Here is a 22,496-nt window from a genome sequence, read left to right as displayed (position 1 = left end):
TTCTTAAAGGAGGTGATCCAGCCCCAGCTTCCGCTAGGGCTACCTTGTTACGACTTCACCCCAGTCATGAATCACAAAGTGGTGAGCGTCCCCCCGAAGGTTAGACTACCCACTTCTTTTGCAACCCACTCCCATGGTGTGACGGGCGGTGTGTACAAGGCCCGGGAACGTATTCACCGTGACATTCTGATTCACGATTACTAGCGATTCCGACTTCACGGAGTCGAGTTGCAGACTCCGATCCGGACTACGATCGGTTTTTTCAGATTAGCACCACCTCGCGGCTTCGCAACTGTTTGTACCGACCATTGTAGCACGTGTGTAGCCCATCCCATAAGGGCCATGATGACTTGACGTCGTCCCCGCCTTCCTCCGGTTTATCACCGGCAGTCTCATTAGAGTTCTCAACTAAATGGTAGCAACTAATGATAAGGGTTGCGCTCGTTGCGGGACTTAACCCAACATCTCACGACACGAGCTGACGACAGCCATGCAGCACCTGTCACTGCGCTCCCGAAGGCACCAATCTATCTCTAGAAAGTTCGCAGGATGTCAAGGGATGGTAAGGTTCTTCGCGTTGCATCGAATTAAACCACATGCTCCACCGCTTGTGCGGGCCCCCGTCAATTCCTTTGAGTTTTAATCTTGCGACCGTACTCCCCAGGCGGTCAACTTATCGCGTTAGCTGCGCTACTAATCTTTTTAATAAGACCAACAGCTAGTTGACATCGTTTAGGGCGTGGACTACCGGGGTATCTAATCCCGTTTGCTCCCCACGCTTTCGCACCTCAGCGTCAGTTTTAGTCCAGGAAGGCGCCTTCGCCACTGATGTTCCTTCTGATATCTACGCATTTCACTGCTACTCCAGAAATTCCCCTTCCCTCTACTAAACTCTAGACTGCCAGTTTCAATCGCCGTTCCTAGGTTGAGCCCAGGGCTTTCACAACTGACTTAACAATCCGCCTACGCGCGCTTTACGCCCAGTAATTCCGAATAACGCTTGCACCCTCTGTATTACCGCGGCTGCTGGCACAGAGTTAGCCGGTGCTTTTTCTGTGAGTAACGTCACAGCTAGCAGGTATTAACTACTAACCTTTCCTCCTCACTAAAAGTGCTTTACAACCCTCGGGCCTTCTTCACACACGCGGCATGGCTGCATCAGAGTTTCCTCCATTGTGCAATATTCCCCACTGCTGCCTCCCGTAGGAGTCTGGGCCGTGTCTCAGTCCCAGTGTGGCTGATCATCCTCTCAAACCAGCTATAGATCGATGCCTTGGTGAGCCATTACCTCACCAACTAGCTAATCTAACATGGGCTCATCCTTTAGCGATACCTTTCAAGAAGAGGGCACCTTTCATCCGTAGATCTCATTCGGTATTAACGTACGTTTCCATACGGTATCCCCAACTAAAGGGCAGATTCCCATGCATTACTCACCCGTCCGCCACTCGACGCCTAGGAGCAAGCTCCTATCGTTTCCGTCCGACTTGCATGTGTTAGGCCTGCCGCCAGCGTTCATTCTGAGCCAGGATCAAACTCTTCAGTTTAATCTTGAACATTTTTATAACACTCGGAATTGACAAAGTTAACATGGAAGAATTTCTTCTACCTATACTTCATTTGTCGTTTCGAGTTAATTTTTGCCTCCGCTCACTCAGTGAACTTCCACATAAATTATCTCTGAATTACCTGATTTTTAAAGAACTTCTTAATTCGTTTTGCTTGTCGCTTTCGCTCTTAGCAAGCCGGCTATTCTAGCCATCTCAGCGAGATGTGTCAATCAAATTTTTCAATTTATTTTTCACTTCTCAACTGCGTTTTTTTCTCCTTCACAACCCTTGGCTGCGAAGTGAGGCGTATTCTACAGACTCCCCGCTTGCTTGCAACTGTTTTTTCATAAAAATGATGCTTTTTTTAATAAACTCAGCTTATGACCTAGTTACCCAATACTTATCCACAGATTTTTTAACAGTTTTATGGCTTCGCCAGGGTTTTAGTCAGAAGCCTTACAGCTAGTTCGCAACCGTTATACGTGCAAATTTACGCTTACCGACTTGAAAAACTTGCTTTGTAATATTTGAGAACACTTGGCGTCCATCATCTAATCGCTCGCCGTTTAATTTAACCGCACCCTGCTTAATCATGCGATGCGCTTCTGAAGTGGTTGGTACCAGGCCTGCTTCTTTTAACAAATTAGCGAGCGGCATCTCGGTATTAAATACGAACTCCGGCATATCATCCGGGATGGCGTTTTTAGAAAACCGTGTTTCAAAATCATTTAATGCAGACTGCGCGGATTCGGTTGAGTGAAAACGCGCCACCAACTCCATGGCTAACTTAACCTTAATATTACGCGGGTTCTCACCCTGCTCAACAGCCTGCTTATGTTGAGCGATAACTTCAAGACTTTCAAAGCTTAAAAGTTCAAAATAGCGCCACATCAAATCATCTGATACAGACATAATCTTTCCGAACATGTCATTTGGCTGATCCTGAATGCCTATATAGTTATTCAGTGATTTAGACATTTTTTGCACACCATCCAAACCTTCAAGTATCGGCATAGTAAGTGTCACCTGTGGCTTCTTACCATAATGGTGTTGCAATTGACGCCCCATTAAAAGATTGAACTTTTGATCAGTACCGCCCAGCTCAATATCCGCTTCCATCACCACAGAGTCATAACCCTGCACTAATGGATATAGAAACTCATGAATGGCAATAGGTGTTCCAGATCGGTAACGATCCTCAAAGTCATTACGCTCAAGCATTCGAGCCACGGTCGACGTCGCCGCCAACTTAATCATATCTGCGGCACTAACATTATTAAACCAAGCTGAATTAAAGACCACCTTGGTTTTAGACGGATCAAGAATCTTAAACACCTGATCTTGATAAGTTTGCGCATTTTGCGCAATCGCTTCAGCTGACAGTGGTGGTCGAGTCGCACTCTTTCCAGTCGGGTCTCCGATCATGGCGGTAAAGTCCCCGATCAAAAAGTGAATTTCATGACCCATGTCCTGAAATTGCTTCAACTTATTAATAAGCACCGTATGACCTAAGTGCAAGTCTGGCGCGGTTGGATCAAAGCCGGCTTTCACAATTAAAGGACGTCCGAGCTTTAACTTTTCGATTAGCTCTGACTCAACTAGAATTTCCTCTGCTCCGCGCTTGATCACGGCCAACTGTTCATCAATTGATAACATTTTCACTCTCTAAATTTCACTAATTCAATTTTTCAACACAAAACGGTATCGCTATTTAACTCAAGCTTACCTGTCAAGTCACTAACTGACTGCATGCCACGCTTGGTTAAATAACGAGTAATATCTTTATTCATCTTCTTAATCAAAAGTGGATCTTTTGCAAGCGCCGTTCCCACAGCGACCATCGAAGCTCCTGCTAACATAAATTCAATGGCATCTTCAGCACAACTTATTCCGCCTAGTGCAATTATAGGAATGCCGTGTTGCTTGGCTACTTGATACACTTGGTGCACTTTTAATAACGCAACAGGCTTAATCGCCGCTCCCGACAAGCCACCCTGGTTATTCCCTAGGTCTGGGTGCCAAGTGTTAATATTGACTGACATACCCATCAAAGTATTAATGGCCGATAACGCGTCTGCTCCGGCATCAACCACGCGTCGAGCGCCTTCTGCAATATCCGTTTGATTAGGGGATAGCTTTACAATTAAAGGCTTTGTCGTACTTTGTCGACAAGCCTCAACCACTCTCGCCGCCATATCAGGATCGTTGCCAAAAGCCGCCCCGCCTTTTTTAACATTAGGGCACGATATATTTATCTCTAAACCCGCTAAGGGCGTGTCATCAAAACGCTTACAGACTTCTGCATACTCCTCAATACTTGAGCCCGATACATTCGCAAAAAACTGGGTTTGTGAATAATCCAGTTGCGTCAATAGGTGGTTTATCACATAATCCACCCCGGGATTCTGAAGCCCGATTGAGTTTAACAACCCGTTCGGCGTCTCCCATACACGTTCTGGCTTATTACCCAGCTTTGGCTCAAGCGTGGTGCCCTTTAAAAATACGGCACCAACATCACGGTTACTAAAACCTGAAACCGCTTGATACTCAAGGCCATAACCGGCATTACCGGAAGCCATGGCAACAGGTGAATTACATTGAACACCACAAATATTAACGGATAAATCAACCACGACGTCACCTAATCATTATGTTACATATTATTTTATACGAGCCTGAAATCCCGCAAAACACCGGAGCCTTAATTCGTTTAAGTGCCAACATGGGTGCTTATTTGCATTTAATTCATCCATTCTCGTTTGACCTCAGCGAAAAACGGGTGCGTCGAGCGGGCTTGGACTACCATGAACTGGCGAATGTTTATGAACATTCGGACCTTGATACCTGCCTTAACAGCCATAAAATTAAACGTGTTTTTGCGTTAACCACCAAGGGTACACTGTCGCATAGCCAGCCTAAATACCAACATGGAGACGCATTTCTATTCGGTCCAGAAAGTCGAGGGTTGCCAAGCGAGGTGTTAGAGCAAATTACCCCCGAACAAAGATTACGAATTCCCATGAAAAATGGCGCGCGCAGTCTTAATTTAGCGAATGCGGTTTCCATTATGGCCTACGAAGCATGGCGACAACTTGACTATGCCGACCTATCCAGCAAATAAAACTAATTCTAAAAAAGCCAAAAGCTAGGCTTCCGATCTAGACGTCCGAGATAATAGTTGCGACACGGCTTGTTTTGGGGTGATTTCCTGCATAACAAGCGCATATACTTGTTGCATGATAGGTAAATCTAACTGATGTTTATCGGCCAGGTATTTCACCACCTTAACCGCCTTGACCCCTTCAACCACTTGCCCAATTTCTTGTTGGACTTGCAAAGCCGACTTGCCAGACTGTGCCAACCGTAAACCAAAGCGACGGTTGCGTGACAAATCATCCGTACAAGTTAAAACCAAATCCCCCAAACCCGCCAATCCCATTAAGGTTTCAGGCAACGCCTTATAAATAGAACCAAAACGCATCATTTCAGCCATGCCTCGAGAAATAAGGGCGGCACGCGCATTTGCACCCAAGCCTAAACCATCACTAACACCTGTCGCAATCGCCATGATGTTTTTATAGGCACCTCCGACTTCAACTCCGGCGATATCGGCCTGGGTATAAACACGAAAACGGTCATAATGAAACGCGTCCGCCCAAAACTGGGCCTGCTCATCTTGTGGTGATGCACTCACCATCGCCGTTGGTAAACCTTGCGCGACTTCATCCGCAAAAGTCGGGCCTGACAGCACAGCCACTGGTGTATCAATCCCCAACTCATCCTGTACCACTTGATGCAATAAACGATGCTGTTCTGGCTCAAAACCTTTTGTCGCCCAAGCTAAGTAAGTCGGCGCCGTTTCGAGAATACTTGAAACCTGCTTTAAGACACCCGAAAATGCATCACTAGGCACCACCAATAAAACTGCTTTAGAGTTTTTTAATGCAATTTCTAAATGATGCGTTACCACCAGGCCTGGTGGCAATGTAAAACCCGCTAAATAACGCGTATTTTCTCGCTGCAACTCCATTTGTTCTGCATGGGTGGCACTATGCGCCCACAAATTTACCCTGTGACCCGCTTTCGCCAAATGAATGGCTAGTGCTGTTCCCCATGCCCCGGCTCCTAATACGGCAATCTCTGACATAACGACTTCTAATTAGCTTCTGATTCAGACTGTTGCACCTGACGCTGCTGCATATGATCTGCATACAAAGCATCAAAATTAACCGGATCAACCAGTAGCTGAGGAAAACCTCCGCGCACGACAAGATCCGACACTGCTTCACGCGCAAATGGGAATAAGGCATTTGGACAGTGACTGCCTAGCATATAACTAAGTTCATTATCATCAAAACCAGTTAGAACAAAAATACCCGCTTGCTCTACTTCACACAAAAACGCGGTTTTATCTTCAACCTTTACCGTTACTGTTAAGCGAATAAGTGCGTGATAAAGCGACTCTTCAATCTTAAAACTTTCAACGTTTAGCGTCACATCCATTTTAGGATCAAATTCTAGTGTAAAAATTTGCGGCGAATTCGGTGCCTCAAACGACACATTTTTAGTATAAACCTTACGGATGATAAAGCTCTTTTCAGTTGTCTCAGACATGCGTCTTATCCTTTTAACATTTCATCTAACCGACCTGACTGATCAGCGTCATATAAATCATCAAACCCGCCCACATGCTGGCCTTTGACAAACACCTGCGGGATGGTATTACGACCCGATCGGGCCTCCATTTGAGACCATAAATCTGGCGACCCCGTGACATCAATTAACTCGTAATCCAAACCCTTGGCATCCAATAACTTGCGTGCACGAACACAAAAAGGACATGATTGATTAGCATAAACAATAATTTCACTCATAACTCAAACCTTGCTTTTACGACGTGTTTTACGCGATACCGGCTGATTAAGCGGTAAACCAGACATTTTCCAAGCCATAATGCCGCCCCTTAGGTTAAAAACCTGGGTAAAACCTTCTTTAACTAAAGTGTTCGCGGCCGATGCTGAGCGCGCGCCAGTCTGGCAGTAAAGCAATATATTCTTATCTTTATGCGCACTTAAGCTCGCCGCCTTAGCTTTAAGATCAGCTACCGGAATATGGCGCGCTTCACCGATAAAACCCGTTTTATATTCCGAATCGGTGCGCACATCTATTACAAGCGCGCCCTGATTGTATAGGCGAGTAGCCTCCTCTGGCGAAACCTGCTTGTAGCCTAAAAAACGGTCACCGACATAACTATACAACAACATAATCGCGATTATGCCCAATGCGATAAAGAGCAAAAACTCCTGCTGGACGAATTCAATAAACATTAGGTGATTCCTTACTATGACAAACTTGCAAACCTGATGATTTTAACAGCGAAAGCCGCTACAATGAACGATAATTTTATAATTTATCTTATGTAGGACACCCCATGAGCAAGACAGCAAAACCTCAACATCGACCAACTGGCTTAATCATCCTTGACGGATGGGGCCATAGCGAAAAATTTGAACATAACGCCATCGCTCAGGCCAACACCCCAAACTGGGATGAACTACTTGCCAAACATCCTCATACACTAATCCACACATCTGGGCTTAATGTTGGTCTACCACACGGCCAAATGGGCAACTCCGAAGTGGGACACTTAAACTTAGGCGCTGGGCGCGTGGTTTATCAAGAACTGACTCGCATCCAAAAATCTATTGAGGACGGTTCTTTTTTTGAGAACAGCGCTTTTGTTCACGCTATAGATAACGCCACATCTCGCGGCCGAGCTGTTCATATTATGGGCCTCCTTTCAGACGGCGGTGTTCATTCGCACATCAGCCATATAAAAGCGGCCTTAACACTGGCGGTTAGACGCGGTGCAAAGGCCTACTTACACGTTTTTACAGATGGTCGCGATACCGCACCTGAAAGCGCACAAGGCTATATCAAAGAAATCGAAACCCATATGAAAGAAATTGGCGGCGGACGTATCGCCTCAATCACCGGTCGTTATTTCGCTTTGGATCGAGATAACCGCTGGGAGCGTGTGCAAAAAGCGTTTGATGTTATTAGTGCCGGCAAATCCGAATACACTGCAAACTCAGCCAAAGAAGCTATTACCAACGCTTACGAACGCGGTGAAACGGATGAATTTATCCAAGCCACAAGCGTCCTACGCAAAAGTGGTAAGCCCGTAAAAGTGAAAGATGGTGACGCCATTATCTTTATGAACTATCGTTCGGATCGGGCCCGCCAACTTACACGTGCCTTTATTGAAAAAGATTTCGCGGATTTTCATCGAGACGTGACCCCTGTCCTAAGCGACTTCGTTACCTTAACCGAATACAACAAAAACTTTGATGTAAGCATCGCCTACCGCCCTACGAAGCTGATCAATACCTTTGGCGAATGGGTCTCAAAAAAAGGCCTAACTCAACTTCGCATTGCCGAAACCGAGAAATACGCTCACGTCACCTTCTTTTTAAATGGCGGCATAGAAGCTCCTAACAAAGGAGAAGATCGTATTTTAATCCCGTCTCCCAAAGTGGCTACCTATGACTTACAACCAGAAATGAGTGTAGTAGAAGTGGCCGACAAGCTTTGTGAAGCGATTCAATCCGGCAAATATGACACCTTTATTTGTAACTTAGCTAACCCAGACATGGTAGGACACTCCGGCAATATGGATGCTTGCAAGCTAGCTGTAGAAGCGGTTGACACGGCCCTGGGACGCATTTTACAAGCCATTAATAAAGCCGATGGCGAGCTACTCGTTACCGCTGATCACGGCAATATCGAACAACTCTGGGATGACAGCACCAATAGCCCGCTCACCGCACACACAACCAATCCGGTACCGTTTGTGTACGTCGGGCACAAAAACTGCAACCTGCGTGAAGACGGCAGTCTACCTGATGTCATTCCAACTCTACTGGATATGATGGAAATTGAAATCCCAGCAGAGATGACCGGCCAACCTTTATGTATTAAAAACTAGAACTAAGCTATCAAAAGCCAAGCTAAAACATAACATTACCGGTATTGATAAGATAGGCGCAAAAATATATACTATTGCGCCGTTTTTTTATTTTTTGGGGCGTGTAAAAGATTATTAAAAAGTGCCTCAATTAGGTTAAAGACTCTGTGCTTTAACCAATACAAGCCACCAAACGGGCCAGACTTAACAGGAACCATAAGCTATGAATTCACTGAACACCCTAAAAGGGCTTTATTCCCCTGACTTTGAAAAAGAAAACTGTGGTTTTGGCCTTATTGCCAATATGGACGACAAACCAAGTCACTGGGTCGTTCAGGCCGCCATTCAATCCCTTGCCAACATGACGCATCGCGGTGGTGTTGCGGCCGACTGCTGCACGGGCGATGGTTGCGGCATTTTAATTAAAAAACCCGACGCATTTTTAAGAACGGAAGCGCAAAGCTTAGGGCTTCAATTAAATGATACTTATGCTGTCGGCATGCTATTCCTAAACCAAGATCCTACACTTGCGGACAAAGCACGCCAAACAATAGAAGCTGAACTCAGTGCACGTGGTTTGAGTGTCGCTGGATGGCGTAAAGTGCCGGTTAAATCAGAGGTATTGGGCGAACAAGCGGCTTCAATGGAGCCGGTTATTGAGCAAATTTATGTAAATGCTGGAACCAATGTTTCTGAGGCCGAGTTTAATCGTCTATTATTCAGCGCACGTCGCAAAACAGAAATGGCGATTGAACCAAATGACAAAACCTTTTACGTTGCTTCTTTAAACACTCAGCTTTTATCTTACAAAGGCTTAGTAATGCCCAAAGAACTTCAAGAGTTTTATTTGGACCTTCAGAACCCTGGATTTGAATCGGCCTCGATTTCTTATCACCAGCGTTTCTCTACCAACACTATGCCGCAATGGCGCTTGGCACAACCATTCCGTTTCTTAGCCCACAATGGTGAACTCAATACAATTCGCGGTAACCGCAACTGGGCTTTAGCTCGTCAGAAAAAATTTGAAACACCTTTACTGCCTGACCTAGCTGACTTAAAGCCGTTAGTTGCCCAAGAAGGGTCAGACTCAAATAGCTTAGACAACATGCTTGAAGTCTTGATGATGGGTGATATGTCGGTTTTCCAAGCTTTACGCTTGTTGATTCCACCTGCTTGGCAGAACGTGCCCCACATGGATGCCGATCTTAAAGCCTTCCTGGAATATAACTCGATGCACATGGAACCATGGGATGGTCCGGCCGGCATGGTAATCAACACCGGTAAATATGCAATTTGTGGTGTTGACCGTAATGGCTTACGCCCAACACGTTATGTCATCACAAAAGACCGTCACATTACGTTTGCTTCAGAAATCGGCGTGTACGACTATGCTCCTGAAGACGTATTGGAAAAAGGACGCTTAAAACCAGGTCAAGTCATTGCGGTTGATCTCGAAAACGGTCAACTACTTAAGCCTCAACAAATTGACGATGCCTTAAAAACCGCCAAGCCTTACCGCCAGTGGATGGACCAAGGTTATATGCGCCTTGAAGAACAAATGGGGCGTGAAGAATCGGCTCGTGGTTGGACGGATCAGTTAACAGACACCTATCAAAAATACTTCCAAGTCACGTTTGAAGAGCGCGATCAAATTATTCGCGTACTGGCTGAGTCTTCTCAAGAAGCGATCGGCTCAATGGGGGATGATGCTCCTCTTCCAGTTTTCTCTCACAAACCTCGCTCGGTATTTGATTATTTCCGTCAGATGTTCGCGCAGGTGACCAACCCACCAATCGACCCACTGCGCGAAGCCATTGTGATGTCTTTAAACACCTGTTTCGGGCGTGAACTTAACATGTTTGAAGAAGGCCCTGAACATGCACAACGTTTAGAAGTTCAATCGCCAGTTCTTAGCCCATCTATGATGGTACAGTTGCGCGAACTTACCGACCCCAACTATCAACAACAAGACATCAGCTTGCATTATGACGCCACTCAAATTGATCTTGAAAAGGCCATTGTTGCAGTTTGTGATCAAGCCGTAGCCGCGGCCAAGGCAAACAAGACCTTGCTAATTTTAACGGATCTGGACATTCAACCAGGCCTGGTGACTATTCCGGCGATTATGGCGACCGGTGCGGTGCACCACCGTTTAATCCGTGAAGGCTTACGTACTGAAACCAACATTATTGTCGAAACCGCTACGGCGCGTGATCCACATCATTTTGCCGTGCTATTTGGTTATGGCGCAACCGCTGTTTATCCATACCTTGCTTATGAAAGCATTCAAGATATGTTACGTACACGTGAACTCGACAATGCCACACCGGTGAGTAAATACATCAAAAACTACCGTAAAGGGATTAATAAAGGTCTGTTAAAAATCATGTCTAAGATGGGGATTTCAACTCTACCGTCTTATCGTGGTTCTCAACTTTTTGAAACGGTCGGTCTAAGTACCGAAATCGTTTCGCTTTGTTTCCCTGGCACAACTAACCGCATTGAAGGCACGCTATTTGAACATCTAGAGCTAGATCAGAAGCGCCTAGCATGGGAAGCTTTCAACCCTCGCAAATCCATGCAGCAAGGTGGCTTACTCAAGTATGTTCATGGAGGTGAATACCATGCCTATAACCCAGACGTGGTTGAAAACTTACGTAAAGCGGTTCAAACCGGTGAGCAGGTCTATTACGATAAATTTGCCGACTTAGTTAATAATCGTCCTGCAATGACTATCCGCGACATGATTACCTTCCGTGAAGGGGTGAAATCTATACCGCTAGATGAGGTCGAACCTCTAACCGAGATTTACAAACGTTTTGATAGTGCCGGTATTTCGTTAGGTGCTTTATCGCCAGAAGCGCATGAAGCCTTGGCGATTGCGATGAATCGTTTGGGCGCGCGCTCCAACTCTGGCGAAGGTGCCGAAGATCCGGCACGTTATGGCACCGAAAAGATGTCAAAAATTAAACAGGTCGCATCTGGACGTTTTGGTGTCACCGCACACTATTTGCGAAATGCGGAAGTCATCCAAATTAAGGTCGCGCAAGGTGCTAAGCCAGGTGAAGGTGGACAGCTACCAGGGCATAAAGTTGACATGACGATTGCAAAGTTACGTCACGCTGTACCTGGTGTTACGCTTATTTCACCACCTCCACATCATGATATCTACTCAATTGAAGATTTAGCTCAGTTAATTTACGATTTAAAGCAAGTTAATCCAAACGCGCTGATTTCTGTAAAACTGGTCGCGGAACCTGGTGTGGGTACGATTGCAGCCGGTGTGGCTAAAGCCTATGCGGACTTAATCACGATTTCAGGCTATGACGGCGGCACGGGTGCCAGCCCACTAACCTCGGTTAAATATGCAGGCAACCCGTTTGAAATGGGGCTAGCCGAAACTCATCAAGTACTTCGTGCCAACGATTTACGTGGTCAAGTTATTTTACAAGCGGATGGCGGTTTAAAAACCGGCTTGGATGTTATCAAAACCGCGATACTTGGGGCTGAATCCTTTGGCTTTGGTACCGCGCCAATGATTGCTCTTGGCTGTAAATATCTGCGTATTTGTCACCTAAACACTTGCGCTGTTGGTGTTGCAACTCAAGATGAGCGTTTACGCAAAGAACATTTTATTGGCTTACCTGAAATGGTCATGCACTATTTTGAATTCGTGGCCAAAGAAACTCGCGAATGGATGGCCAAGTTAGGTGTTCGTTCATTAAAAGAATTAGTCGGTCGTGTTGACCTACTGAAAGTCATTGATGAGCCACTAACCGCGAAACAACGCAACTTAGATTTATCATCCATTATCACTGACGGTGGCGTACCAACTGACAAACCACAAACGGTTCAGGTTGAACGCAATAATCCTTGGGATCGCGGTGAGATTGCTGAAAGCATGGTTAAAGAAGTCTTACCAGCGATTGAAGCTAAATCAGGCGGCATCTTTAACTTCAAACTGGTTAATACAGGCCGCTCAATTGGCGCTCGTTTAGCCGGTGAAATCGCTCAGCGTTATGGCAATGACGGCATGAAATCCGCCCCTATTACTTTAAAACTAACTGGTATCGCCGGGCAGTCTTTTGGTGTGTTTAACGTCGACGGCCTCAACCTTCATCTAGAAGGCGATGCAAACGATTATGTTGGCAAAGGCATGGCCGGTGGCGAAATTGTCGTTTGCCCACCGACTGGTTATAAGTTTGATCCAAAATATACACCAATCGTGGGTAACACCTGTTTATATGGCGCAACCAACGGTAAATTATTTGCTCATGGCACAGGTGGAGAACGTTTTGCCGTTCGAAACTCTGGCGCTGTCGCAGTTGTCGAAGGCTTAGGTGATCACGGTTGTGAATATATGACGGGTGGCACCGTTGTCAGCTTAGGTGAAGTAGGTGTGAACTTTGGTGCGGGTATGTCTGGCGGTATGGCATTTGTACTTGATCAAGATCGCACCCTACCGGACCGCCTTAATACTGAAATGGTTGAAGCGATTCGAATTGATACCGAAAGCACCGAAGAATACCGTGTATATTTAAAAACACTGATTAAAGAATATGTCGAAAAAACGCATAGCCCTTGGGGACAGGAAGTTCTAGAAAACTTCAGTCATTACGTAGGGCACTTCTGGCTTGTCAAATCGCTAGCGATTGATATTGATACTTTGTTCCGTCTATTCGGAACAGAAGCCGCTTAAGCTGATAATGCGTTGTCCTGGCTTTTTAGCTAGGCTTATAAGGAACTAATCGAATGCCAAATGTAAGACAATTTTTAGAACTAGACCGCCAGCTGCCTTCCAAGCTAGATGCCGCTGAGCGCAAAACAAATTTCACTGAGATATACAGTAATTTCGAAGCAAGCCAAGCTATGGCTCAGGCTGATCGCTGTTTACACTGTGGTAATCCCTATTGCGAATGGGCATGTCCCGTACATAACTACATACCTAACTGGCTTAAGTTAATTGCCGAGGGTAATGTGATGGAAGCGGTAGAACTATCCCACAAAACCAATTCATTACCTGAAATGTGTGGTCGAATTTGTCCGCAGGATCGCTTATGTGAAGAAGCTTGCACCCTCAATGATACAAACTTTGGTGCGGTAACCATTGGTGCTGTTGAAAAATTCATCACCGATACAGCAATCGCAACGGGTTGGGCACCGGATATGTCACAAGTCGTCAAAACTGACAAAAAAGTGGCCATAGTAGGCGCTGGCCCGGCCGGTTTAGCCGCTGCGGACGTTTTAATTCGTAACGGTGTGCAACCCGTTGTATTTGACAAACAACCTGAAATTGGTGGTTTATTAACCTTTGGCATTCCGCAATTCAAATTAGATAAAGACCTTATCAAGCACCGCCGTCAAGTGTTTGAAAAAATGGGAGTCGAATTCCGTTTGGGTATTGAAATTGGTAAGGACATTCAGTTTTCAGAATTAGTTAACGACTATGATGCGGTATTCCTCGGCATGGGAACTTACAAGCCAATGACTGGTGGTTTTCCGGGTGAAGACTTGCCAGGAGTCTACAAAGCTTTAGATTTCCTTGTTGGTAACGTCAAGAATGAATTAGGTTATGAACAAACGCCTGAACCATTCATCAGCATGAAAGGCAAACGCGTTGTGGTGTTAGGTGGTGGTGATACCACGATGGATTGCACTCGAACCTCTATTCGTCAAGGTGCGGATGAAGTTTATTGTGTCTATCGTCGTGATGAAGCCAACATGCCAGGTTCGCGTGCTGAAGTGAAAAATGCTAAAGAAGAAGGTGTACAGTTTAAATTTAACCTTGCCCCTGTCGAAATCATCGGGTCTGACAAAGTTGAAGGCATTAAAGTTATCGAAACCCGCATGGGCGAACCTGATGAAAACGGGCGTCGTCGTGCCGAAACCATACCAGGTTCAGAAAAAATCATCCCTTGTGATGCGGTGATTGTTGCATTTGGTTTCCAACCTAACCCACCAGTTTGGTTTAAGGATTTCGATATCGAAATCAACAACTGGCAAGGTGTGATAGCCTCAAAAGATAGTTTATATCCGTTCCAAACGAGCAATCCTAAGATCTTTGCTGGTGGTGATATGGTTCGTGGCTCTAGCTTAGTTGTACATGCGATTGCCGAAGCACGTGATGCGGCTGAAGGTATGCTTGACTATCTTGAAGTTTAAAAAACTAAAAGATCGTCTTGATTAAGACACCTTCTATCTTGCAATAAAAAAGGTCGCTTAAAGCGACCTTTTTTATTGGCTGAAACGAGCCCTCAAGCCATCATTAAGAATCTTGATTATGCTTCAGCTTACCGGATGGTGTTGAAGATAATGCCGCTTGTCGCTTGGATTCAATTTTGAAAAAATTCACCTGTGCCTGCATTTCATCCGCTTCTTGGCGCAAAGTATCCGCCGCTGCAGCGGTTTCTTCAACCAGTGCAGCATTCTGCTGAGTCGCTGAATCCATGCCATCCATCGCCTGATTAATGTGCTCAATACTATGGGTTTGCTCCTGGTTAGCCTGCGAAATTTCAGCGATAAAGTTATGCATTTTTAAAATCGCTTCCACGATATTGGAGAACTCTTCTCCTGTTTTGGTGACCAATGACTGACTTTGATCTACCTGTTTCACACTGACTTCAATCAATGCTCGAATATCGGAAGCGGCTTCAGCTGATTTTTGCGCGAGGGTACGAACTTCACCTGCCACAACCGCAAAACCGCGCCCTTGCTCTCCAGCCCTAGCCGCTTCAACCGCGGCATTCAATGCCAACAAATTAGTTTGGAATGCAATGCTGTCAATCAAGCCAATAATGTCCGCAATTTTATGACTCGATTTGGCCAGTTCGGCCATAGCGGCTTGAGCTTGTTTCATCACTTCATTACTGTTTTGAGCTTGCGTTTTTGCACTATTAGCGAGTTCATTCGCTTGCTGAGCATTTTGAGCATTGCTTCTTACAGCCTGAGTGATCATATCCATATTACTCACGGTTTCTTGTAATGAGCTGGCTTGATCCTGAATTCGATCGGATAAATCTGAACTACCACTGGCAATCTGTCGAGATGCTTCTGCGACCGTAACGGAGGCCACACGCATTTCTCCTAACGCATCTGACATTTTAGTCATCGAACGGTTAACTGAGTCCTTCATCATGGCCAATTTTCCAGAGTAATCTCCAGAAATGCGTTTGGTTAAGTCGCCTTCACTTTGCGCCACCAGCACATCCACTGTTTCACTAATCCCTTTTTCGAGTTGATCTAACGACGCATTAACATGACGTTTTAACTCCCCCAAATCGCCCTGCAACTCTATGTTTAGACGCTCTGAAAACTCACCTTCGGCAATGGCTTGCATGGTTTGGTTAATCGCGCTAATCGCTTGCTGAGTTTCATGCATAGCCATTTGTAGATCAGTCACCATGCGCGCATACTCACCCGAATAGGCTCCTTCAACCTGGTAGGTATAGTCACTTAACTTAAGTGAATGAATCGCACGCTGGATTTCATTTAAAACGCGCTGGATTTCATCCGCAGATAAATTAACTTCATTTTTTAAGTTATCCAAATCACCTTTAGAATCAGCCTGAATCCGATACTCCAACTTACCTTCTGCCAAAGCTTTAATCATGTCGGATACCGACACCATTAAATGCTGAACACCAGTTATATAATGATTAAAACTGCGTCCTACACGGCCTAGTTCATCTTCACTTAATGATTCGGTGCGAACCGACAAACTGCCTTTATCAGCCGCTCGGTTCATCTTTGCGGTCATTTCCTTCAAGGGTTTAAGCACCGACACACGCATACGCGTAAACACTTGGAACAAGAGCAGTATAAAACCACCTGACATTGCACCCTGTGCAACATAAATCATGAAATAAGTTTCACTTAATACGCGATTTAAAATGGTCATAGGTTCGGCCACTAGATGGGCGGCGACTTGTCCGTCTGCTACAGAAATTTTTTCGACCATTAATAAGTATTCACCCTGTACACGTAAATCCGTGCTGGCTAATTTAGTCAAATTTAATCCATTCAATACTTGCGCGGTTCTATCATCAATATCTTGTTCACCTGATTTCAATAGATCAATCTTGTCTTTTGAGCCAAACAAGGTGGCATATAAACGATCACCAGCTGACTCTTGCTGCGCGACATGGCTTAGAGGTATCGACATGACTACCGCACCCAAAACACGATCACCATAAGGGACTGGAACGACCGCTCGCACATAACCGGCCCCCTCCTCAAAACTGACTTGGGTTTGGGTGTTTTTGGGTAATTTTTGCAGGCTAATGGGTGCGCCTTGGTGAGTAACTTGTTTGAGATCTGCGTTGTAGATCGCTAAACCTATACCTTCAAGCCCAGCCGATTCAACATAATGCTTATAGTTAACCTGCACGATTTGCCAAAGAACCGTATCTTGTTTGTCGTAGAGCCCGTAAATCACGGCCGAATTACTCGCAATCCCCACGGTGTTGGTAAGCGCAATGGTCTCGACCCCTTTTATTTCAGATTCTAAGTTACGCTGGAGGGTATCATGACGTTCAGCCACCGCGCTTTGATATAAATCGTCGGCTACATTCTGCAAATAAATTTGTAATACAATGCTCCATAAAACAGCCATCGCAACCAGCGGTATCATAGTTTTCGCTAAGATGCTGCGTTTCGGCAAGGGGCTCCATTTGGCCAATTTTTCTTGCCAAGGTTTAACCAAAACCCCACCACGTATTAGTTGTTTACCTTGACGGATTGATTGATAAGCTGCTTCAACCGGATTAATTAAATCATGCGGCATCGTGCTTCTAACTGACTTATAACCCACCACTTTGCTGTTTTGTTCTACTGGGGCAATATTCGCTTCAACCCAATAGTGATCACCGTTTTTTCGACGGTTCTTTACATACTGGTGCCAGGGTTCGCCGGCTTTAACGGTTTTCCATAAATCCGCAAACACCGCTTCAGGCACGTCGGGATGACGTATAAGGTTATGTGGCTGCCCTTTTAACTCTTCCCAACTATATCCGCTTACCTCAATAAAGGCCTGGTTCGCATAGGTAATATTGCCATATAAGTCGGTTTCTGAAACCAGTGAGACGCCTTCGGCGATTTGATATTCGTGCTGTGTTACGGGCAGATTTTGTTTCATATATCCTCAAAACTTTTTTATTATTTTTTATTGGTGCTTAAGAAAAAACTTATTAAAAAGGTAATTTAATGCGTTTACGCAGCTCATCTTCAATTTTTTGCTTCGCTTCATTTTCAAGCCTTTTCTTTTCAGCATCCACACGCTTTTGTAACTCGGCTTCAGACTGTTTTAAACGATTTTGAGCTTCTGCCTGAATCGCTTTCAAGGCCTTTTCTTGATCTTCTAACGCGGACCGATCAATATTCAAGCGCCGCAACTCAGCTTCAATTGGCTGCTTAAGCTCTCCTAGCTTGGCTTGTAATTGTTTCTCCAAATCCTGTTTAAAGGCCTGCATTTCTTGCTCAAACACCTGTTTGAAAGCTGTCGACAACTGGTTGTCCAAGTCTGAACTGGCTTTAATTTTAGGTGACATGACACGCCCATTTATACTAGCGTCTACTTTAAATTGATTAATATCAGAAAATGCCGGAGCCAAATAACGTGTTACTTGTTCGGAATGAGTTTGCGATAGATCAAACAAGGCATCGCGGTAATGAATATTTAAATCGGCATCCAACTCACTCAAACCCGTTAATGCCAGTTGTCCGCTTAAGTTCGCCTTGGCCTTAACCAGTTGCACAGGTAACACATCGGTTTTGGCCATCCACCATTGATTGACCTCATAATCGGTCCAATTGGCTTTCACGTTTGTTAAGACCGAATCGGTCTCTAGGGTTGAGCTATAACCATCTAAAACCAACGCGCTTTTTTGCGTTGTGGGCATCGCCTGTACATTAAATCTAATCGGCTTTTGACTAACGGTTTGGTTAAAATTGACATCACGCACTTTCGCCGTGATCGAACCCCATTCAATATCGCCATCAAAATCAATTCTCTTAATCATAAATTTCGGCTGGGGATCAAACTCTTCAAAGACTATGTTTTCTCCTAAGCTGCGTGGTTTCTTAGCTTGTTCAGCCAAGGCTTTATCAGCGGCCGATTGGGCGCGGTATTCTTCAACCCATTTAATTAAGGGTTGGGCTTTACGATGCCAGTCCAACGCCAACTGCAATTTTTGCTGAAGGCTCTCACCAAATAATAAATAAGTTAGGTTGGACAAACCGGATTGATCCATCGAATAACTAGACAGCAAGCGTTGTAAATCTTGGTTAGGCAGTTTTTCGAGCCGACCTAAACCCTGACTTATTTCTGAACTGCGGTTTTGAATAAAATCTTGCGCTTGCTGAATCGCGGCTTGGTCAGCCTGCCAATCCTTCTGCAAGGCCTTTAAGCGCTGTTGGCGCTGCTGAAGGTCATTAAGATCTTTCACTGAGCCTTCAAAGATCGCTTTCAATTCAGTTTCATAACGCGCTAAACTTTTCGCGGTTGGCAAAGACTCTTCAATTTTTGCCCACTCTTTTTCTGTGTTATTGGTAAGTGTTTCCAACCGTTTAGCCTGATCAACCGTATCTAAACGCTCACGCGCGATCACATCTTTTGCATCTGGCATAGCCGCCGAAGGCAGTTTGAAACCTCCAGACGTTTTATCAGGGATTTGTGGCTCAACTGACTCAGATTTCACTTTTTCTGGTTTCGGCAACTCGCCACTGGTTTGGCGCGCTTGATTCAATGCCAGGCCTGCAATAGTGATGTCTTCGATCACAAAACGTTTCACCACTAAATGATAAAGGTTAACGCTTAAACGCACCTGTTTTAACTCAATCAGGTTTTGCATCGGCTGCTCAGGGTCAGTTATTTGCACGCCCGCTAAATTCACCCCAACTGGGTTGAAGCTGAAATCTAATTCATTAATCTCAACTTTTGCCCCCCAAGCATTCGAGGCCATACTCTCAATTTTGCTTTTAAGCGCCCAACTGCTGATCAGATAACCTAAGCCAACGACTAACCCGATAATAACCAACACGCCAATTAAACCTGACCAACGAATCCAACCTTTTGGTTTCGCAGTTTTTACAGGGGGCTTTTGAGTTGGCGAGGCGTCTGATTGTGCTGTGGCTTTGTTTTGTTCACTCATTTAAAAAACCCCGACAAAGTTTCCGCTTTATTTGAAACCTTCAACATTTGAACAAGTTTAAGTTTATTCACCCAAACCAAAAATCGTTGACGATAAATTCGTACCAACAACCAACTTAAGCCAAAAAATGGTAAAGCCAAGCTGTAAGCTACCAAGATACTACCCATCACAATCGTATTGTTAAACGACATAAAGCGCCACCAGGCCTGGTTGTACCATTGCGTCCAAATTTCCACCAAGCCTGGATGATTAAGCATCCATAAACCGAACTGATGAAAAAGCGGATCAAACGCATAAGCTAAGCCGGTAAACACACCCCAAGAAACGAGTACGGCTGAAATATTGACTCTAAGCACAATGATGAGCAAAAGCGTTAATAAAGTGTGAGGAAAAAAGAAAGGCGTAAGACCAAGTAGCAGACCTAGCGTAAGCGAAAGCGCGATTTGTCCGGGATGTTGATTGGCGTTGAGCGCCTTAAATAGCTTAATAAAAATCGTCACTTTGCCACCTAGTTAATGAATCTTAATGGATCAATTTTAAACTGAAACCCCTAAAACGCAACCGGCATTCAGTCGATGATTGCGTTATCTCAACTCTTGCGGATCGACATCCACGCTCCAGCGTACTTTGCTTACCAAGGACGACTGATAAATCTGTGATTCAATCGCGCTAAACCAAGTTTGTAATGCGCCTCGGCTTTCCGACTGCATCAACAAATGATAACGATAACGCCCTTGGCGGCGCTCCATCGGCGCGCTAACTGGCCCCCAAACTTCACACGGCTCGCTAACAGCCACCCCCAACAACGCATCCTTTATGTCATTTAAAAACGCCAGCGCGTGATTAATATCAAAGGCTTCGGCGCGAACCAAAATTTGAAAGCCATAGGGTGGTAGCTGGGCGGATTCACGTTCGGTCAGGGCTTGTTGTGCAAAGTCATCATAACCCCTCGAAACCAAACGCATGAGCAACGGATGCTCTGGGTGATGTGTTTGAATCATCACCTCGCCTTTGCGTTCGGCTCGACCCGCCCGACCGGCGACCTGCACGATAAGCTGAGCCATGCGTTCGGCCGCACGATAATCCACACTAAATAACCCTTGATCCAAATCCAACAACCCAACCAAAGTAACATTTGGAAAGTGATGACCTTTAGCAAGCATTTGGGTGCCAATTAAAATATCGGCTTCGCCACTGCGTGCTTGCTCAATTTTCTTGCCCAATGCGCCTTTCAAACGTGTGGTATCTCGGTCAATTCGTACCAACGTTTTATCTGGGAACCAACTGCCAATGGTTTGCTCTAAACGCTCGGTGCCTTGACCAACACGCACGAATTCTTTGCTCTGACAGTCGGGACAAACGGGTGGTTTTTTCTCGCTGTAACCACAGTGATGACAACGTAGTTCATTCCAGGCCTGGTGGTAGGTTAAGTTGGCATCGCAACTTGGACAGGCCGCCTGCCAACCGCAATCATGGCACATTAAAACCGGCGCATAACCGCGCCGATTTAAAAATAACAACACCTGCCCTTTGGCGTCCAAATGACGTTGCATCGCGGCTTTAAGTTGGGCGGACACGCCTTCAGCTAAACGTTCACCGCGAATATCCAATAAATGGATACTAGGCATTTCAGCCGCCGCCGCACGCTGAGTTAAAACCAACTTTTGATATCGTGCTTGTTGCACATTGTAAAGAGACTCTAACGACGGCGTGGCCGACCCCAAAACCACCGGCACCTTATGCATTTGGGCGCGCCTTACCAACAAATCGCGCGCCGAGTAACGAAAACCATCTTGCTGCTTAAACGACAAATCATGCTCTTCATCAATAATGCACAAGCCCAAATTCGCAAACGGCGTAAACAGCGCCGAACGCGTGCCTAATAAAACCTTGACTTCACCACTACGAATCGCCTGCCAAGCGCAATGACGCTCTTGGTCATTCAAACCCGAATGTAACGCCACCACGCGCTGTTGCAAGCTGGCTTCAAAACGCGCGGCGGTTTGCGGTGTTAAGCCAATTTCGGGCACCAACACCAAGGCTTGCTTACCTTGCGCTAACACCGACTCAATCATCGCTAAATAAACTTCGGTTTTACCGCTGCCGGTCACCCCCTGCAATAGAAAAGCACCAAACTCATCCGAAGCGGATAAAACACTATCGACGGCGGCTTGCTGCTCCGGATTTAGTTGATGGTTCGGCTTATCTGAAAATTGAACCGGCGGCAAACAAGAACCATGGCTCAAGCTCAACCATTGTTTGTCTTGCCAGGTTTTAACCAACGGTCGCCAATTTTCAAACTGCTGATTCAACTGGGCTTCCGACCAGGCCTGGTCGTTAGTAAAGACCTGCCAAATCGCGCGTTGTTTATGGGCGTTTTTGGCCAAGTCCTCCACCGAAATGGTTTGACCTAATGTTGTACGCTGCCACTGTTTCAATCCCTCAACTGCTAGCGACTCGCCTGACCGCAGGCGTTTGGGTAAGGCGGCCATAATCACTTCGCCAATCGGCTCATGATAGTAGTGCGCCGCCCAACTTAAAAAACGCAACTCGAGCTCACTAAACAAAGGCTCATCATCCAAAATTTCGGTCACGGTTTTGAGCTTACTGAGGTCGTAGTCGGTTTCGATACTTAACCCAAGAATTAAGCCGACCTTGGATTTATTTCGAAACGGCACCCGCACCCGCAAACCAGGTCGCACCTGTTCAAACGGGCAATCGTAATCGAGCGCACTTAAAAATGGACCGTTTAGGGCAACTTTAACAATCATGAAATTCTTTAACTTAAAAATGTACGATCATTATAAACGAGTCTCAGTCAGTAACATGCTT

14 protein-coding genes and 1 rRNA gene are annotated in these 22,496 nt (G+C 45.5%); 4 read left to right on the top strand and 11 right to left on the bottom strand.

Annotated elements, in window-relative coordinates; genetic code table 11:
- Nucleotides 1-5: 5 nt before the first annotated feature.
- The 3 genes from N746_RS10330 to N746_RS0102025 form a co-directional block, all read right to left on the bottom strand.
- Nucleotides 6-1,547 (bottom strand): 16S ribosomal RNA (locus N746_RS10330).
- Between the two features lie 465 nt (nucleotides 1,548-2,012).
- Nucleotides 2,013-3,206, bottom strand: coding sequence for a tyrosine--tRNA ligase (tyrS, locus tag N746_RS0102030; RefSeq protein ID WP_029933700.1), 1,194 nt, complete (start codon nucleotides 3,204-3,206; stop codon nucleotides 2,013-2,015).
- A gap of 32 nt (nucleotides 3,207-3,238) precedes the next feature.
- Nucleotides 3,239-4,183, bottom strand: coding sequence for a dihydroorotate dehydrogenase (locus N746_RS0102025; protein WP_029933699.1), 945 nt, complete (start codon nucleotides 4,181-4,183; stop codon nucleotides 3,239-3,241).
- A gap of 17 nt (nucleotides 4,184-4,200) precedes the next feature.
- Here N746_RS0102025 and N746_RS0102020 point away from each other — a divergent pair, with 17 nt between their 5' ends.
- Nucleotides 4,201-4,671 carry a tRNA (cytidine(34)-2'-O)-methyltransferase gene (locus N746_RS0102020; protein WP_029933698.1) on the top strand — a complete coding sequence of 157 codons (471 nt, stop codon included), beginning with the start codon at nucleotides 4,201-4,203 and terminating at the stop codon, nucleotides 4,669-4,671.
- A gap of 24 nt (nucleotides 4,672-4,695) precedes the next feature.
- Here N746_RS0102020 and N746_RS0102015 read toward each other — a convergent pair whose 3' ends face one another.
- The 4 genes from N746_RS0102015 to N746_RS0102000 are packed head-to-tail and all read right to left on the bottom strand — an operon-like array spanning nucleotide 4,696 to nucleotide 6,877.
- Nucleotides 4,696-5,697 (bottom strand): NAD(P)H-dependent glycerol-3-phosphate dehydrogenase, encoded by a 1,002-nt coding sequence (locus N746_RS0102015; protein ID WP_029933697.1) that lies wholly within the window; start codon nucleotides 5,695-5,697, stop codon nucleotides 4,696-4,698.
- Nucleotides 5,698-5,705: 8 nt separating this feature from the next.
- The gene (gene secB / locus N746_RS0102010) at nucleotides 5,706-6,164 is read right to left on the bottom strand and encodes a protein-export chaperone SecB (RefSeq protein WP_029933696.1); all 459 of its coding nucleotides are present in this window, start codon (nucleotides 6,162-6,164) and stop codon (nucleotides 5,706-5,708) included.
- Nucleotides 6,165-6,169: 5 nt separating this feature from the next.
- Nucleotides 6,170-6,424: a glutaredoxin 3 gene (gene grxC / locus N746_RS0102005; RefSeq protein ID WP_029933695.1), complete on the bottom strand. Its 255-nt coding sequence runs from the start codon at nucleotides 6,422-6,424 to the stop codon at nucleotides 6,170-6,172.
- A 3-nt stretch (nucleotides 6,425-6,427) separates the two neighbouring features.
- A complete protein-coding gene (locus N746_RS0102000; protein WP_029933694.1) occupies nucleotides 6,428-6,877 on the bottom strand; it encodes a rhodanese-like domain-containing protein in 450 nt (149 codons plus the stop codon).
- A 104-nt stretch (nucleotides 6,878-6,981) separates the two neighbouring features.
- Here N746_RS0102000 and gpmI point away from each other — a divergent pair, with 104 nt between their 5' ends.
- The 3 genes from gpmI (at nucleotide 6,982) to N746_RS0101985 (ending at nucleotide 14,679) form a co-directional block, all read left to right on the top strand.
- The gene (gene gpmI, locus N746_RS0101995) at nucleotides 6,982-8,538 is read left to right on the top strand and encodes a 2,3-bisphosphoglycerate-independent phosphoglycerate mutase (protein ID WP_029933693.1); all 1,557 of its coding nucleotides are present in this window, start codon (nucleotides 6,982-6,984) and stop codon (nucleotides 8,536-8,538) included.
- Between the two features lie 202 nt (nucleotides 8,539-8,740).
- Nucleotides 8,741-13,216, top strand: a complete 4,476-nt coding sequence (gene gltB, locus N746_RS0101990) for a glutamate synthase large subunit (protein WP_029933692.1) — start codon at nucleotides 8,741-8,743, stop codon at nucleotides 13,214-13,216.
- A gap of 53 nt (nucleotides 13,217-13,269) precedes the next feature.
- Nucleotides 13,270-14,679, top strand: coding sequence for an FAD-dependent oxidoreductase (locus N746_RS0101985; protein WP_029933691.1), 1,410 nt, complete (start codon nucleotides 13,270-13,272; stop codon nucleotides 14,677-14,679).
- Nucleotides 14,680-14,782: 103 nt separating this feature from the next.
- Here N746_RS0101985 and N746_RS0101980 read toward each other — a convergent pair whose 3' ends face one another.
- From N746_RS0101980 to N746_RS0101965, 4 genes are all read right to left on the bottom strand, one after another.
- Nucleotides 14,783-17,650, bottom strand: coding sequence for a methyl-accepting chemotaxis protein (locus N746_RS0101980; RefSeq protein ID WP_051678455.1), 2,868 nt, complete (start codon nucleotides 17,648-17,650; stop codon nucleotides 14,783-14,785).
- A gap of 52 nt (nucleotides 17,651-17,702) precedes the next feature.
- Nucleotides 17,703-19,664, bottom strand: coding sequence for a TIGR03545 family protein (locus N746_RS0101975; protein ID WP_029933689.1), 1,962 nt, complete (start codon nucleotides 19,662-19,664; stop codon nucleotides 17,703-17,705).
- Entirely contained in the window at nucleotides 19,661-20,164 is a 504-nt protein-coding gene (locus tag N746_RS0101970; protein ID WP_029933688.1) for a TIGR03546 family protein, read from the bottom strand. The genes N746_RS0101975 and N746_RS0101970 overlap by 4 nt, the downstream gene beginning before the upstream one ends.
- An 84-nt stretch (nucleotides 20,165-20,248) precedes the next feature.
- On the bottom strand, nucleotides 20,249-22,435 hold the full coding sequence (locus N746_RS0101965; RefSeq protein WP_029933687.1) for a primosomal protein N': 2,187 nt from the start codon (nucleotides 22,433-22,435) through the stop codon (nucleotides 20,249-20,251).
- Nucleotides 22,436-22,496 lie beyond the last annotated feature (61 nt).

Origin of the sequence: Thiomicrospira pelophila DSM 1534 (assembly GCF_000711195.1) — a bacterium.
GTDB lineage: Bacteria > Pseudomonadota > Gammaproteobacteria > Thiomicrospirales > Thiomicrospiraceae > Thiomicrospira > Thiomicrospira pelophila.
The sequence above is the reverse complement of the archived record's forward strand: the minus strand, read 5'-3'. Positions and strand labels throughout refer to the sequence as shown.